This window comes from Cupriavidus sp. NPDC089707 (assembly GCF_044748965.1).
Lineage (GTDB): Bacteria > Pseudomonadota > Gammaproteobacteria > Burkholderiales > Burkholderiaceae > Cupriavidus.
In genome coordinates, this window is sequence record NZ_JBIVHB010000011.1 from 1 (window position 1) to 13133 (window position 13133).

Below are 13133 nucleotides of genomic sequence, written 5' to 3' on the forward strand. Positions count from 1 at the left end.
TCAGCCACCGTGATGCCGAGCACACCGAGGTCGCCCATCTTCTTCCAGGCGTCCATCGGGAACTGGTCGGTGCGGTCGATCTCGCCCGCGCGCGGGGCCAGTTCGGCCTGGGCCCAAGTACGCACGGAATCGCGCAGCATCTCTATGTCTTCGCCGAGGTCGAATTTCAGGCCGGGCAAGGTAGTCATGGCAGTGATGTCTTGGAAATCTTGGTAATCGATGTTCGGCGTGGGGATCAGGCCGTTTTGGATTCGCTGAGGTTCAGCTCGCGCACCATCTGGTCGCGCATCACGAACTTCTGCACCTTGCCGGTCACGGTCAGGGGCATCTCGTTCACGAAGCGGATGTAGCGCGGGATCTTGTAGTGGGCAATCTGGTTGCGGCAGAACTCGCGGATCTCTTCCTCGGTGGCGCTTTCGCCCGGTTTGAGCACGATCCACGCGCACACCTCCTCGCCATACTTCTGGTCCGGCACGCCGAACACCTGCACGGCCTGGACCTTGGGATGGCGGAACAGGAATTCCTCGATCTCGCGCGGGTAGATGTTTTCGCCGCCGCGGATCAGCATGTCCTTCACGCGGCCGACGATATTGCAGTAGCCCTCTTCGTCGATGGTGGCGAGGTCGCCGGTATGCATCCAGCCATCGCGGATGGTTTCGGCGGTGCGGGCCTCGTCGTCCCAGTAGCCCAGCATGACCGAGTAACCGCGCGTGCACAGCTCGCCCTTCTCGCCCACCGGCACCGTGGCGCCGGTGCCGTCGACGATCCTGACTTCAAGGTGCGGCTGGATGCGGCCGACGGTGGTGGTGCGCTTGTCGAGCGGATCGGTGGTGCTGCTCTGGAACGAGACCGGGCTGGTTTCGGTCATGCCGTAGGCGATCGTCACCTCGGACATATGCATCTGCGACACCACGCGCTTCATGGTCTCGATCGGGCATGGCGAGCCGGCCATGATGCCGGTGCGCAGCGACGAGAAGTCATAGTCGCCGAAGCGCGGATGGTCGAGCTGCGCGATAAACATGGTCGGCACGCCGTGCAGCGCGGTGCAGCGTTCTTCGCTGACGGCCTGCATGGTGGCTTCCGGCTCGAAGGCTTCGCCCGGGAACACCATCGCGGCGCCGGTCGAGACGCAGGCCAGCACCGCCAGCACCATGCCGAAGCAGTGGTAGAACGGCACCGGGATGCACAGCTTGTCCTGCTCGGTGAAGCGCATCGCCATGGCGATAAAGCGCGCGTTGTTGACGATATTCCGGTGCGTCAGCGTGGCGCCCTTGGGTGCGCCCGTGGTGCCGCTGGTGAACTGCACATTGATCGGGTCATTGCGGTCGAGCTGCGCGCTGATGGCGTCGAGCGATTCGCGACCCACCCCGCGCGCCACGCCGGCGCCGCGCGCCACCACATCGTCATAGCGGATCATGCCGGGGGTCTCGCCCTCGCCCATGCGGATCACCCAGCGCAGCGACGGCAGCCGCGCGGCCTGCAGCGCGCCCGGCTCGCTGGTGGCGAGTTCCGGCGCCAGCGCCTGCAGCATCTCCAGGTAACGCGAGGTCTTGAACGCTTCGGCCGCGACGATGGCCTTGACGCCGACCTTGTTCAGCGCGTACTCCAGCTCGGACAGCCGGTAGGCCGGGTTGATATTGACCAGCACCAGCCCAAGCCGCGCGGTCGCGAACTGCGTCACCACCCATTCCACGCGGTTGGGCGACCAGATGCCGACACGGTCGCCGCGGACCAGGCCGAGCGCGTGCAGGCCCGCTGCAAGCGCATCGATAGCCTCGGCGAACTGCTGCCAGGTCCAGCGCACACCCTGCTCGCGGAAAGCGACCGCATCGCGCTGCGCAAATCGGGCGACGGTCTGCGCCAGCAGTTCCGGCACCGTCTGCTCGGACAGCGGGATATCGGTTTCGCCTCGCACATGGGACAGCCCGCCCAGGGGCAGGATGGTGGGTTGGGACTCGCCCTGCATCGTCATACTGGTCTCCAAAGCTCGGTGGCGTTCCGTGCGCCGGCATTTGTGAGTATCACTCAATTCATGCCGTGTACATTATCTTTGATGGGCTGGCGGGGCAATGCATCAGGGAAATCCCTTAAATCCGCTGCACCTTCTGCCGCCTGCCGATGCGGCCTGTGGCGCCGACGAGTGAAAAGTACACGCTCGGCAGGCAGAACGCAATAATAATTTTGAGCTTTACTCAAGTTCCGGCCGGCGGCGCACTATAATCCTCGCCACGAGAGAGACGTCCACACCCCAACAACATGGAAGACACCAGTTCCCGGCGCCGCGTTCCCGCCGGAGCCAAGGCCGAGCAGCGCATCCGCGACATCCTGCGCGTGAGCCGCGACGTGTTCGCCGAGCTTGGCTACGAGCGCGCCACCACCACCGAGATCGCCCAGCGCCTGGGCGTCTCCGAAGGGACGGTCTTTACCTATTTCCACGGCAAGCGCGAGCTGTGCGTGCGTGTGATCGAGGACTGGTACGACGAGATCATCAGCACGCTGGAACAGGGCATGCCGCACGGCCAGCCCACCAAGGTGCAGCTTGAGTTCTACGTGAAGACGCACCTGCGCCTGTTCCTGATCCAGGGGACCGGGCTGTGCGCGCTGGTGCTGTCGGAAGGCCGGGCCAAGGGGCCGGGGCTGGGCGAGGTATTCCTGCCGCTGCAGCGCCGCTACACGGCGCCGCTGATGGACCTGCTGGCGCGGGCCCGCACCAATGGCGAGATCCGCGGCGACCTGCCGCTAAGCCTGCTGCGCTCGGCCATCCTGGGGCCGATGGAACACATCCTGTGGGATGCGATCGCGCGGCAGCGCGAGGTCGATATCGAGAAAACCGCGCGCGACATGGTGGCGCTGCTGTGGCCGGCGCTGCAGCCGGTGGACCTGGAACTGGAGAAGCTTCGGGGCTTTTACGGCGAAGTCAGCGCGGCGCTGCGCAAGACGGCTGAAGACTGACGCACGCCGGCGCGGGGCCGGCGTACTGGCTGGCAGCGTTGGACTTACTTGTTAGGCGTGGCGGCCGGACCGGCGGGCAGTGGCTCGATGCCATCCGGCTTGACCAGCGTCAGCGTGGTCACGTAGCTCACGCCCGTGAAGCGCTCTGGACCATTCGCGCCCTGGCGTTCGCCAGGCGTCTGCTCCTTGTGACTGGCCTCGGCCACATAGGCGCCCTTCCATGGCATGTCGAACGTGACCATGCCATGCTCGTCGGTCTGCTTCTCCTTGGCCCAGCCGGACTGCGTCACCAGTGCGACCTTGGTCTTGGGCAGCGGCTTGCCCTGGAAATACAGTTGGAAAGCACCCGGCTGCCCGGCGGGAACGAGGTCGAACGCCAGCTTCGGCGCCTGCGCCGCGAAGCCGGAGACCCAGCGGGCCGACGGGTAGTAGCGGTTGACCAGCTCCTTGTCGCCCTGCTTGCTCTTGAACAGCGGGTATTTCGCGTCTTCGGCGACCACCGTGTCGGTGCCGCCGGCGGTGAACGGCAGCGTGAAGCCGGCGGCGGTCTTGACGCCCTCGGCGCGCTGCTCGCCCTTCGCGCTGACCAGCGTCGCGCTCGGCGCCCCCATCTTGTCGAGCAGCCCCGGCGAGGCTTCGCGCAGGTTGTCGCCGAACTCGCCGAAGCGGATCACGGCGTTCTGGCCGGGCGCCTGCTCGATCCAGATCTGGTGCGCCTGCGCGGCGCCGGACAGCGCCAGCAGTGCCAAAGCAGCGGTTGCGGTGGTTTTCATCAATCCTCCCTGGATTTGCCTTGCGGGCATTAGAAGTCGAACTGCGCCGACATCATCAGCGTGCGCGGCGCGGCCACGGTGGCATAGGTGCCGCTCGCCAGCCAGTAGTTCGAGTTGAAAAGGTTTTCGATATTGGCCCGCAGCACCACCGGCTTGCCCATCACGCGGGTGCGGTAGCGCGCGCCAATGTCATAACGGGTCCACGACGGCAAGGTCAGCGTATTGGCAGCGTTGAAGTACATCGACGACGTGTTGATGATGCGCCCGCTCAGGCTCAGGCCGGGCACCCACGGCGTGTCCCAGTCCACGCCTAGGTTGAAGGTCCGGTTCGGCACGCCGTTGGCATCCTTGCCGTCGTTCACGCCACCCGCGGTCTGCGTCAGACTGGCATCGTAGAAGGTGGCGCTGGCCATCAGGCGCAGCCCGCGCACCACTTCGCCGTACGCCGCCAGTTCCACGCCGCGGTTGCGCTGCTCGCCGTCGAAACTGTAGATGTTGGTGGCCGGATCGGTGACCGCGCTGGGCCGCGTGATCTGGAACGCCGACACAGTGGTGGTGACCTTGCCCCAGTCGACCTTTACGCCGGCCTCATACTGCTTCGACTTGTACGGCGCGAACACCTCGCCAGCGTTCGCAGCCGTGGCGGGCGCGACGCCGCCGCGCGTCAGGCCGGCAGTGTAGTTGCCGTAGACCGACACATTGGCAAGCGGCTTGATCACGAAGCCCGCCAGTGGCGAAATCGCGCTTTCGTCATAACTGGCCGTGCGCGCGCCGCTGGGGGTCGAGTAATTGTCCAGCACCACTTGCTGGTGGCGCATGCCGGCGGTGATCAGCACACGGTCGTCGAGAAAGGACAGCGTGTCGGTCAGCGTCAGGCTCGACAGTTCCGAGTCCGACGCCTTGCGCGCCGGGATGCGCGGGGCGGTAATCGGCGGCAGCGGCGACGGGTTATAGATGCTGGATGCCACGCTGGTCGACGAGGGGATGTAGGCATTCCCGAGTTCCTGGTCCAGCCGGGTGGCGCCCAGCGTCACGGTATGGCCCACGCCCAGCGTGCTGAAGGTGCCGCGCACGCCGACATCGACCGTGCTGGTCTTGCTGTACGAGTCGTAGTAGGAATTGGTGACGCGGAAATTGCCGAGCGCATCGACCGGGCCGGAAGGGAAAGTCTGGTACGCGCTGCCGCCGCGATAGCCGACGGCGCCATAGACCATCAGGTTGGGCGTCAGGTCGTATTCCAGGCGCGACATCACCGCCGAATCATGCAGCCACAGCTCGGTGCCGGGGAAGAAATTGCGGTGACCGGACGGCGCATCCGGGATCGAACGCACCGTGGACTGGAAGCCGACCTGCGGGCGGAAGTTGTCGGTGCCTTCATGCTGGGTGTAGGCATCGAGCGACCAGCGCAGCTTGCGGCCGCGGTAGTCGAGCCCCAGCGCGCCCAGCCCCTGTTTCTGGCTGCCGTCGTCGATATTGGTGTTGCCGCCACGGAAGACGCCGTTGACGCGCACACCCCACTCCTTGTTCTCGCCGAAGCGGCGGCCGACATCGGCCTGGACGCCGAAGATCGACTTGCTTTCATAGGTGGTGGTCAGGCGCGTCAGCGGCTCGTCGCCGGCGCGCTTGGTGGTGATATTGATGGCGCCGCCGATGCTGCCGTTGGGGCCAATGCCGTACATCAGCGTGCCGGGGCCCTTCAGCACCTCCACGCGTTCCATGATCGCCGCGGGCATGCGGCTGGCCGACACCATGCCATAGAGGCCGTTCAGCCCGACATCGCCGCTGGACACGGTGTAGCCGCGGATCTGGAAATCCTCGCCAAAGCCGCCGGTGGAAGTCAGCGTGCGCACCGACGACTCGTTGACGACCACGTCCGCCAGCGTGCGGGCCTGGCTGTTCTCCAGCATCTCCGCGGTGTAGTTGGTGACGCTGAACGGCGCGTCCATGACGTCGACCGTGCCAAGGACGCCCAGGCTGCCGCCGCGCGCGACCTGGCCGCCAGCGTATTCGGCGGGCAGGCGGCCGTCATCCGACGTTGCCGTCACGGTCACCGCCGGCAGCGTGGCCGCGCCGTCGAAACCGGGAGTCGGCGCCTTGATCAGGAAGCTGACGCTGGACTGCTCGACCACTTCCAGGCCGGAGCCCGCCAGCAGCGCGTCGAGGCCGCCGCGCGGCGTGTAGTTGCCGCGCAGCCCGGCGCTGGCCTTGCCGGCCGTGGCTTCAGGCCGGAACGACAGCATGATGCCGGCCTCGCGGCCGAAACGGCTGAGCGCATCCTCGAGCGTGCCGGCGGGAATGTTGTAAGTGTTGGCGCCGCGCGCCTGCGCATGCGCGGCCAGCGGCAGCACAAGGGCCGGCGCGGCGGCCATGGCGGGAACGATGGCGCCGACGGCAATGCGCCCCACCAGCGAGGCGAGCAGTTTGCGGCGAAGAATAGTGGTTGGCTGGCGCTTGCGCGCCGGGACGTGACCCATGGGCAGACCTTCGGTTGGAAGCAGAGTTGGAGTTCTCGACTTCCATGACCCGCGAGACTGCAAAACGGATCAGCCCTGCGCAAAAAATTTCCTGCATCGGCATCAGCGCTGTCAGCCTGGCCGTGCGCCCGGCGCCGGGACGAGCCGGATCTCGCGCTGCCCCCAGAACCGGGTCACCGTTTCCGTGCGCAGGTCCAGCGTACCGCTGACAGCGTCGAGCACCTTGCCGACGTCGTCCAGCGGGAACGATCCCGACACACGCAGCCCGGCCAGCGCGGGATCGCATGACAAGGCGGTGCGGCTGTAGCGGCTCAGCTCGGCGATAAAAGCGTCCACACGCATCCCGCGCGCGACGATAAAGCCTTCAGCCCAGGCAATGCCCGCGGTCTGGGCCGGCGTTGGCGCGTCCACCGCCTGCGCCGTGTAGCTGGCGCAATGGCCGGATTGCAGCACCACCGCCTGCCCGGCGCTGTCGCGCGGGCGAATCCGCACCGCGCCTTCGAACACGCAGACATCGGTCTTGCCGTCCTGCTGGCGCACGCTGTAGCGCGTGCCCAGCGCCTGCACAGTGCCATGCGCGGATTCGACCAGGAACGGCCGCGCGTCCTTGGCCGTCGTGATCAGGATCTCGCCAGCGAGCAGCCTGACGCGCCGCTCGGCCGCGTCGAAGCGGATATCGACCGCGCTGGCCGTGTTCAGCATCATTTGCGTGCCGTCGGACAGCACCACGCTGCGCCGTTCGCCCACGTCGGTCCGGTAGTCCGCCGCCCACTGCCGCATTGCCGAACGCTCGCGCAGGTTCCACGCCAGCCCGCCGGTGCACACCAGCACCGCCAGTGCCTTGACCGCCCGGCGGCGCGGCCTGGAAGCCGGCGTGGCCAGCGTCGCCCGCGCGATACCGGCGGTGCCGGGCGTGGACAACTGCAGCAGCCGCGCCTGGACGGATTCGATGCGTTGCCAGGCGCGCTCATGGTCGGGATGCTCGGCACGCCAGTGCTCCAGCGCAGCCAGGCATTGCGGCGCGCCGTGCTGCTCCTGCAGTTCGAGCAGCCATTCCAGCGCGCGCTCGGCCACATCGGCCGGGACGGTCGCGGCGTCGGCGCTGGCGCGGTACCAATCCGAAGTCGGCATGGAACGCGTCATGCGGTAAAGGACAGGTCAGCGAAATAGCAGCGCTGCAACGCCTTGACGATATAGCGCTTGACGCTCGGCACCGAGATGCCCAGCGCTTCGGCCACTTGCGCGTGCGTGTGGCCATCCAGCTGCGACAGCAAAAACGCCTGCCGCACCACGGGCTGCAGGCCATCGAGCAGCCGGTCAAGCTCCAGCAGGGTTTCCAGCACGATGGCGCGGCTTTCAGGCGAGCGCTCTACCTCGCGCGGCGCGTGCGCCAAGGCTTGCAGGTAGGCCTGCTCCAGCTTCTCGCGGCGCCAGTGGTTCGACACCAGGTTCTTCGCCACCGTGGTCAGGTACGCGCGCGGCTCGTCCATTTCGGCCGGCACGCGTTCGCTGTGAAGCAAGCGCACGAAGGTGTCCTGCGCCAGGTCCGCGGCATGGTCGGCGCTGCCCAGGCGCCGGTGCAGCCATCCCTTCAGCCATGAATGGTGGTCGCTGTACAGCGACGCGATGCTCGATGGGAACAGGGATCCCGGTGTACGCATGGTGTTGCCCGCTACGCTGCTCCCCAGCGGGCATGGCTAGCCATGCGGAGGCAGTTGTCTGGAATGTGTGCAAATGATAATCATTATTAATAACAGATTCAGGCGGGGACTGTCAAACGGGCGGGCAAGACACGGATGGGCTGGCAAGACGAATGCGCCTGCGGCCTCGCGGGGCCGCAGGCACGGCGCTTAAGCGCTGAAACCACCATCGATCATCAGGCTGGCCCCCGTCACGAAGCCCGCTTCCGGACCTGCGACATAGGCCACCATGCCGGCGATCTCATCCGGCGTGGCATGCCGCTGCAGCGCCATCAGGCCATGCAGCGCGGCGCCAAACTCGCCGGCTTCCGGATTCATGTCGGTATTGGTCGGTCCTGGCTGAATGTTGTTCACTGTGATGCCGCGCGGACCGAGATCGCGCGCCATGCCCTGCACCAGCCCCAGCAGCGCGGACTTGCTCATCGCATAGGCGCTGCCGCCGGGGAACGGCATGCGTTCGGCATTGGTGCTGCCGATGTTGATGATGCGGCCGCCTTCGCCCATGTGTGCCAGCGCTGCCTTCGCCGCGACAAACACTGCGCGCACGTTGACGGCCAGCGTCTCGTCGAAGTCTTCCAGCGACAGGGTTTCGACCGATCCCAGCCGCAGCACGCCGGCATTGTTGACCAGGATGTCGAGCTTGCCGAACTGGCGCGCGGCACCGTCGATGGCGCGGGTCAGCGCGGCGGGATCGGCGGCGTCGGCCTGCAGCGCCAGCGCGCGTCCGCCGGCGGCTTCCACTTCCGCGGCCAGCGCGTTGGCGCCCGCGGCGGAACTCTGGTAGGTGAAGGCGACGGCGGCGCCTTCGCGCGCCAGCCGGCGCACGATTGCCGCGCCGATGCCGCGGGCGCCGCCGGTAACGAATGCAGTTTTTCCTGTCAGGGTGGCCATGAATGACTCCGGGAAATGGTTGGTTGGTGAAACCAGTATCGTTCGCGGATTACCCTTTCGGTAGCCATAAGCCGGCATCAACTTTTTCAACCATTGGTATAAGCTGAGGCCATGGAAGCCCTCAACTTGCTCGAATCCTTTGTCCGAAGTGCCGAAGTGGGCAGCTTTTCCGCGGCGGCGCGCCAACTTGGCCTGACGCCGGCGGCGGTCAGCAAGAACGTGGCGCGGCTGGAGTCGCACCTGGGCCTGCGGCTGTTCCAGCGCAGCACGCGCCAGCTGACGCTGACCGCCAGCGGCGAACAATTCCTGCGGCAGGTTTCGGATCCGTTCTCGACCTTGCGCGATGCCTTTGCCAGCGCCTCCCAGGACGCCGGCAAACCCGCGGGCACGCTCAAGGTCAGCATGGCCCTCGCCTTCGGCCGCGAACACCTGGTGCCGCTGCTGGGCGAGTTCCTGCAACGGTATCCGGCGATCGTGCCGGACTGGCATTTCGACAATCGCCCCGCGGACCTGATCCAGGACGGCTATGACGCGGCCATCGGCGGCGGCATCGAACTGACCGACGGCGTGGTCGCGCGCGAACTGGCGCGGACCTGCATCATCGTCACGGCATCGCCGTCCTATATGGCGGGCAGGCCCATGCCGGCCCATCCCAGCGACCTGGCCGCGATGGACGGCATCGTCCGGCGCTCCGGCCCGACCGGCCGGCTGCGCGCATGGACGCTGCGCAGCGAGTCAGGCGAAGAGGCGCCGGTCACGCAGCGCACGCGCATGATCTTCGACGATCCCGAGGCAATGGCGCACGCCGCCGTGCTGGGCTACGGCGTGGCGCTGCTGCCGACGCCGCACGCGGCGAAATGGCTGGAAAGCGGTGCGCTGGTGCGGCTGCTGCCCGAATGGCATGCCGACAGCGGGCCCATCTCGCTGTACTACCCGAACAAGACACTGTTGCCGCCCAAGACGCGCGTGTTCATCGACTTTGTGGTGGCGGCGTTCCGCGACCGGGGGCTGGCCGCGCGCTTTGATCCTGGCATCAACGACGCGCGCTGAAGCGGCCATACACGGCCATTCGCGGCTATTCACGGCTATTCACGGCCATTCGCGGCTCTTCACGGCCAGCTCGCCTGCGCCCGGCTCCCGTTTGACTAGGGTTGGAGAACGACCTAGGCTAAGTAGGCCCGAAGTCCACTTCCGTGCGCGGACCATGCCATGCCGGCGAACTGCGCGTTTCTCACGGCATGTGACCGGGGTAGAACAAGGAGGGCTTACCATGAACATGCGGCCGGATCCCACGTTTTACCCGTCGCCCCAGCTCGCCATGAGCGCACCACCGGAAGAATTCGCCTACACCCTGCTGCTGAGCCCCGACGGCTCGCGCCCCGACGCGCTGGCCGTGATCGACGTCAAGCCCGGCTCGCCCACCTACAGCACGGTGGTGCATACCGTGCCGATGACCAACAAGGGCGACGAGCTGCATCACTTCGGCTGGAATGCCTGTTCCTCCGCGCTGTCGCCGCTGACCGGCCACGCGTTCCTGGAGCGGCGCTACCTGATCATTCCCGGCATGCGCTCGTCGCGCATCTATATCATCGACACGAAGCCGCATCCCACGCAGGCGCGCATCCACAAGATCATCGAGCCGGACGAGATCATCAGCAAGACCGGCTACTCGCGGCCGCACACCGTGCATTGCGGCCCGGAAGGGATCTACGTCAGCACGCTCGGCGGCGCGGGGCAGGACGGCACCGACGGACTGCCCGGCATCTTCATCATGGACTGCGAGACCTTCGAGGTGCTCGGCCGCTGGGAAATCGACCGCGGCGAGCAGGAGAAGCACTACGACTTCTGGTGGAACCTGCCGCGCGATTACATGGTGTCGAGCGAATGGGCCTTGCCGCCGCAGTTCGAGAACGGCCTGGTGGCGGAAGACCTGCTCTCCAACAAGTATGGCCACAAGCTGCATTTCTGGGACCTGCGCGCGCGGCGCAACGTGCAGACCATCGACCTGGGCGCCAACCACCAGATGGCGCTGGAAGTCAGGCCCGCGCACGATCCGGTGCGGGAATACGGCTTTGTCGGCGTGGTGGTCGATACCACCAACCTGGAAGGCTCGATCTGGACCTGGTGGCGCGAAGGCGGCAAGTTCCATGCGGAAAAGACCGCGACCATCCCGCCCGAGCCGGCCTCGGCTGACCTGCTGCCGCCGCTGCTGCAGGGCTTCGGTGCCGTGCCGCCGCTGATCACCGACATCGACCTGTCGCTCGATGACAAATTCCTCTACGTGTCCTGCTGGGGCACGGGCGAGATGCGCCAGTACGACGTCACCGATCCGCGCAAGCCGCGCTTGGCGGGCTCGGTCCATCTCGGCGGCATTGCACGGCGCACGCCGCATCCGAACGGCAAGATCTTCGCCGGCGGCCCGCAGATGGTCGAGATCAGCCGCGACGGCAAGCGCATTTACTGGACCAATTCGCTCTACTCCACCTGGGACAACCAGTTCTATCCCGACGGCGTGCCGGGCGTGCAGGTGATGGGACGCGCCGAGCCGGAGGGCGGGCTGGCGCTGGCCGATGACTACTGGCTGGACTTCCCCGACGGCTACCGCGCGCACCAGGTGCGGCTGGAAGGCGGCGACTGCTCGACTGACTCGTTCTGCTATCCGTCGGTCCGGTCTTGACGGCGTTCTCCTGGGAGCATGCCGGCCTGTGGTCGGCAGTCCTGGCAAGCGGCATCTATCACGGCCTGAATCCCGCGATGGGATGGCCGCTGGCCGTGTCGAACGGGTTGCTGGCGCAGCAGGACCGCGCAGTGGTGTCGGCGCTCGGATGGCTGGCGCTGGGCCATCTGCTGGCGATGATTGCGGTCATGCTGCCATTCGGCGTACTGGCCATGGTGGTCCGCTGGCAGGCGCCGCTGCAGTTCGGCGCGGGGCTGCTGGTGATCGGCTGGGGGCTGGCGCTGCTGGTCTGGCGCCGCCATCCGCGCGCGCTGGCGCGCATTGCGCCGTCGCGCCTGGCGCTATGGTCCTTCGCCGTGGCAATCGCGCATGGCGCCGGGCTGATGCTGGTGCCGATCTATCTCGGATTGTGCCGCGCCGACGAAGACCCCGGCCACAAAGCCGCCGCCACGCTGATGGGCGCCAATGTCTCCATGGCGCTGATCGTCTCCGTCGTGCACGCCGCTGCCATGATCGCGACCGGCGGCGTGGTGGCGTGGCTGGTCTATCGCTATGCCGGGCTTAAATTCGTGTCGCGCAGCTGGTTCAACCTCGACGTGGTGTGGGCGCTCAGCCTGGTGCTTGTCGGCGGGCTGGCGCTGGCATTCAGCGGCATCCAGCTGCCATCGCTGCGCTAGCGCTTAAAACGAGCCGAACCACCAGCCCGGCACAATCACTGCCACCAGCACGGCATCGGCCCGGAGTGGTTTGCCCTTTCCTTGTGAAGTGGATATGATGCCCTGAACCTCGTTATCAATCTTCTTCAGAGGACCTGAACGATGGATATCACGGCGCGCGCTTTCGATAAATTGCGCTCACGAAGCATGCATGCGCAGCCGTTTTCCGAGATTGCGGCCACGCCCTCACAAATTGGCGCCGCAATGACGATTCCGCGCCGACTCGACAGCGAGCGGCCACTCAATGGCGTAGGTCTCGCCTGCCTCTATTAATCCGGAGCCGGCCAAGGGCGCGCTGACGCGCCTGGCGGCTCCGGAATTCCCCTCAGATAGCGACTCATCCCCCCGTTGTTTGCCCCCGTTGTTTGCCTCATCGGGATTGCATACCGCTGCTTCTTGAAGCCATGGCGATGTTTGATCGTGGCTGGGATGCATTCCCAAGCCAGGACAGGCAGGGGTCGGACTCTTTTCATATTTGTCGAGCGGGGCTCCAGCAAGTTCTGCCGGAGCATCTTCACCCGGAGCGCAATATCGTCGAACCAATGACTGTGGCGCTCATATGCAGGAGCGTGATCATGAATCGATTGCCCTTTGCCCAGCTTTCAGCCGCCCAGCAAGTCAACCTTGAAGTCCTCAGGGGTGTGGCAGACGTACTGTGTTTTTCCGAGAAAGCATTTTCACAGTTCGAGACGCTGATGGAATGGAACCTTCAGTGGTTCCATGGCGCCGTTCCTGGCTCCTATGAATGCACCAGACAGTTCCTGGCAATGCAGCGGCCGCGTGACATCCTCGCAATGCAGGCTCTCGTCATGCAGTTGGCAAGCGGCAGAGTCCTCTTTCCGTCCCGGGATTCGGCATCGCTGCCGTCTCCTGCGGCACCTGTGCACCAGCGTAATGGATACGATGGAAGACGGACTGCCAGTCGGTCCATCTCGTAGCAGTTAAGACCG

The 13133-nt window shown here is 66.1% G+C and carries 12 protein-coding genes; 5 read left to right on the forward strand and 7 right to left on the reverse strand.

Annotation, left to right across the window (positions count from 1 at the left end; translation table 11 throughout):
* Together ACIP1U_RS18490 and ACIP1U_RS18495 are read right to left on the reverse strand one after the other, a co-directional pair.
* Positions 1 to 188: acyl-CoA dehydrogenase family protein (locus tag ACIP1U_RS18490; protein WP_400317557.1), on the reverse strand; the 188-nt coding region annotated here is incomplete at its 3' end.
* 47 nt (positions 189 to 235) lie between these two features.
* On the reverse strand, positions 236 to 1972 hold the full coding sequence (locus tag ACIP1U_RS18495) for an AMP-binding protein (protein ID WP_400317559.1): 1737 nt from the start codon (positions 1970 to 1972) through the stop codon (positions 236 to 238).
* A 284-nt stretch (positions 1973 to 2256) separates the two neighbouring features.
* Here ACIP1U_RS18495 and ACIP1U_RS18500 point away from each other — a divergent pair, with 284 nt between their 5' ends.
* Entirely contained in the window at positions 2257 to 2952 is a 696-nt protein-coding gene (locus ACIP1U_RS18500; RefSeq protein WP_400317561.1) for a TetR/AcrR family transcriptional regulator, read from the forward strand.
* 44 nt (positions 2953 to 2996) lie between these two features.
* On the opposite strand, the gene ACIP1U_RS18505 is transcribed toward ACIP1U_RS18500, so the two are convergent.
* The 5 genes from ACIP1U_RS18505 to ACIP1U_RS18525 all read right to left on the reverse strand — a co-directional run bounded on the left by ACIP1U_RS18505 (position 2997) and on the right by ACIP1U_RS18525 (position 8790).
* Positions 2997 to 3725 (reverse strand): DUF4198 domain-containing protein, encoded by a 729-nt coding sequence (locus ACIP1U_RS18505; RefSeq protein ID WP_400317564.1) that lies wholly within the window; start codon positions 3723 to 3725, stop codon positions 2997 to 2999.
* Positions 3726 to 3754: 29 nt separating this feature from the next.
* A complete protein-coding gene (locus ACIP1U_RS18510; protein ID WP_400317567.1) occupies positions 3755 to 6199 on the reverse strand; it encodes a TonB-dependent siderophore receptor in 2445 nt (814 codons plus the stop codon).
* A gap of 111 nt (positions 6200 to 6310) precedes the next feature.
* Positions 6311 to 7330, reverse strand: coding sequence for a FecR domain-containing protein (locus tag ACIP1U_RS18515; protein ID WP_400317570.1), 1020 nt, complete (start codon positions 7328 to 7330; stop codon positions 6311 to 6313).
* Between the two features lie 8 nt (positions 7331 to 7338).
* Complete coding sequence (locus ACIP1U_RS18520) at positions 7339 to 7860, reverse strand: sigma-70 family RNA polymerase sigma factor (protein ID WP_400317573.1); 522 nt, start codon at positions 7858 to 7860, stop codon at positions 7339 to 7341.
* Positions 7861 to 8049: 189 nt separating this feature from the next.
* A complete protein-coding gene (locus ACIP1U_RS18525) occupies positions 8050 to 8790 on the reverse strand; it encodes an SDR family oxidoreductase (RefSeq protein WP_400317575.1) in 741 nt (246 codons plus the stop codon).
* Between the two features lie 111 nt (positions 8791 to 8901).
* On the opposite strand from ACIP1U_RS18525, the gene ACIP1U_RS18530 reads away from it, so the two are divergent.
* From ACIP1U_RS18530 to ACIP1U_RS18545, 4 genes are all read left to right on the forward strand, one after another.
* Entirely contained in the window at positions 8902 to 9840 is a 939-nt protein-coding gene (locus ACIP1U_RS18530; protein ID WP_400317578.1) for a LysR family transcriptional regulator, read from the forward strand.
* 220 nt (positions 9841 to 10060) lie between these two features.
* The gene (locus ACIP1U_RS18535) at positions 10061 to 11467 is read left to right on the forward strand and encodes a selenium-binding protein SBP56-related protein (protein WP_400317581.1); all 1407 of its coding nucleotides are present in this window, start codon (positions 10061 to 10063) and stop codon (positions 11465 to 11467) included.
* Positions 11468 to 11544: 77 nt separating this feature from the next.
* Positions 11545 to 12144 (forward strand): hypothetical protein, encoded by a 600-nt coding sequence (locus ACIP1U_RS18540; RefSeq protein WP_400318021.1) that lies wholly within the window; start codon positions 11545 to 11547, stop codon positions 12142 to 12144.
* 614 nt (positions 12145 to 12758) lie between these two features.
* Positions 12759 to 13121, forward strand: coding sequence for a hypothetical protein (locus ACIP1U_RS18545; protein ID WP_400317583.1), 363 nt, complete (start codon positions 12759 to 12761; stop codon positions 13119 to 13121).
* The last annotated feature ends 12 nt before the right edge of the window (positions 13122 to 13133 follow it).

What these genes read in the sequence shown, in the direction of transcription:
- ACIP1U_RS18510 (WP_400317567.1), bottom strand. Translation starts at nt 6,199, where the DNA reads ATGGGTCACGTCCCGGCGCGCAAGCGCCAGCCAACCACTATTCTTCGC.
- ACIP1U_RS18500 (WP_400317561.1), top strand. Translation starts at nt 2,257, where the DNA reads ATGGAAGACACCAGTTCCCGGCGCCGCGTTCCCGCCGGAGCCAAGGCC.
- ACIP1U_RS18505 (WP_400317564.1), bottom strand. Translation starts at nt 3,725, where the DNA reads ATGAAAACCACCGCAACCGCTGCTTTGGCACTGCTGGCGCTGTCCGGC.
- ACIP1U_RS18520 (WP_400317573.1), bottom strand. Translation starts at nt 7,860, where the DNA reads ATGCGTACACCGGGATCCCTGTTCCCATCGAGCATCGCGTCGCTGTAC.
- ACIP1U_RS18530 (WP_400317578.1), top strand. Translation starts at nt 8,902, where the DNA reads ATGGAAGCCCTCAACTTGCTCGAATCCTTTGTCCGAAGTGCCGAAGTG.
- ACIP1U_RS18545 (WP_400317583.1), top strand. Translation starts at nt 12,759, where the DNA reads ATGAATCGATTGCCCTTTGCCCAGCTTTCAGCCGCCCAGCAAGTCAAC.
- ACIP1U_RS18495 (WP_400317559.1), bottom strand. Translation starts at nt 1,972, where the DNA reads ATGACGATGCAGGGCGAGTCCCAACCCACCATCCTGCCCCTGGGCGGG.
- ACIP1U_RS18515 (WP_400317570.1), bottom strand. Translation starts at nt 7,330, where the DNA reads ATGCCGACTTCGGATTGGTACCGCGCCAGCGCCGACGCCGCGACCGTC.
- ACIP1U_RS18540 (WP_400318021.1), top strand. Translation starts at nt 11,545, where the DNA reads ATGGGATGGCCGCTGGCCGTGTCGAACGGGTTGCTGGCGCAGCAGGAC.
- ACIP1U_RS18525 (WP_400317575.1), bottom strand. Translation starts at nt 8,790, where the DNA reads ATGGCCACCCTGACAGGAAAAACTGCATTCGTTACCGGCGGCGCCCGC.
- ACIP1U_RS18535 (WP_400317581.1), top strand. Translation starts at nt 10,061, where the DNA reads ATGAACATGCGGCCGGATCCCACGTTTTACCCGTCGCCCCAGCTCGCC.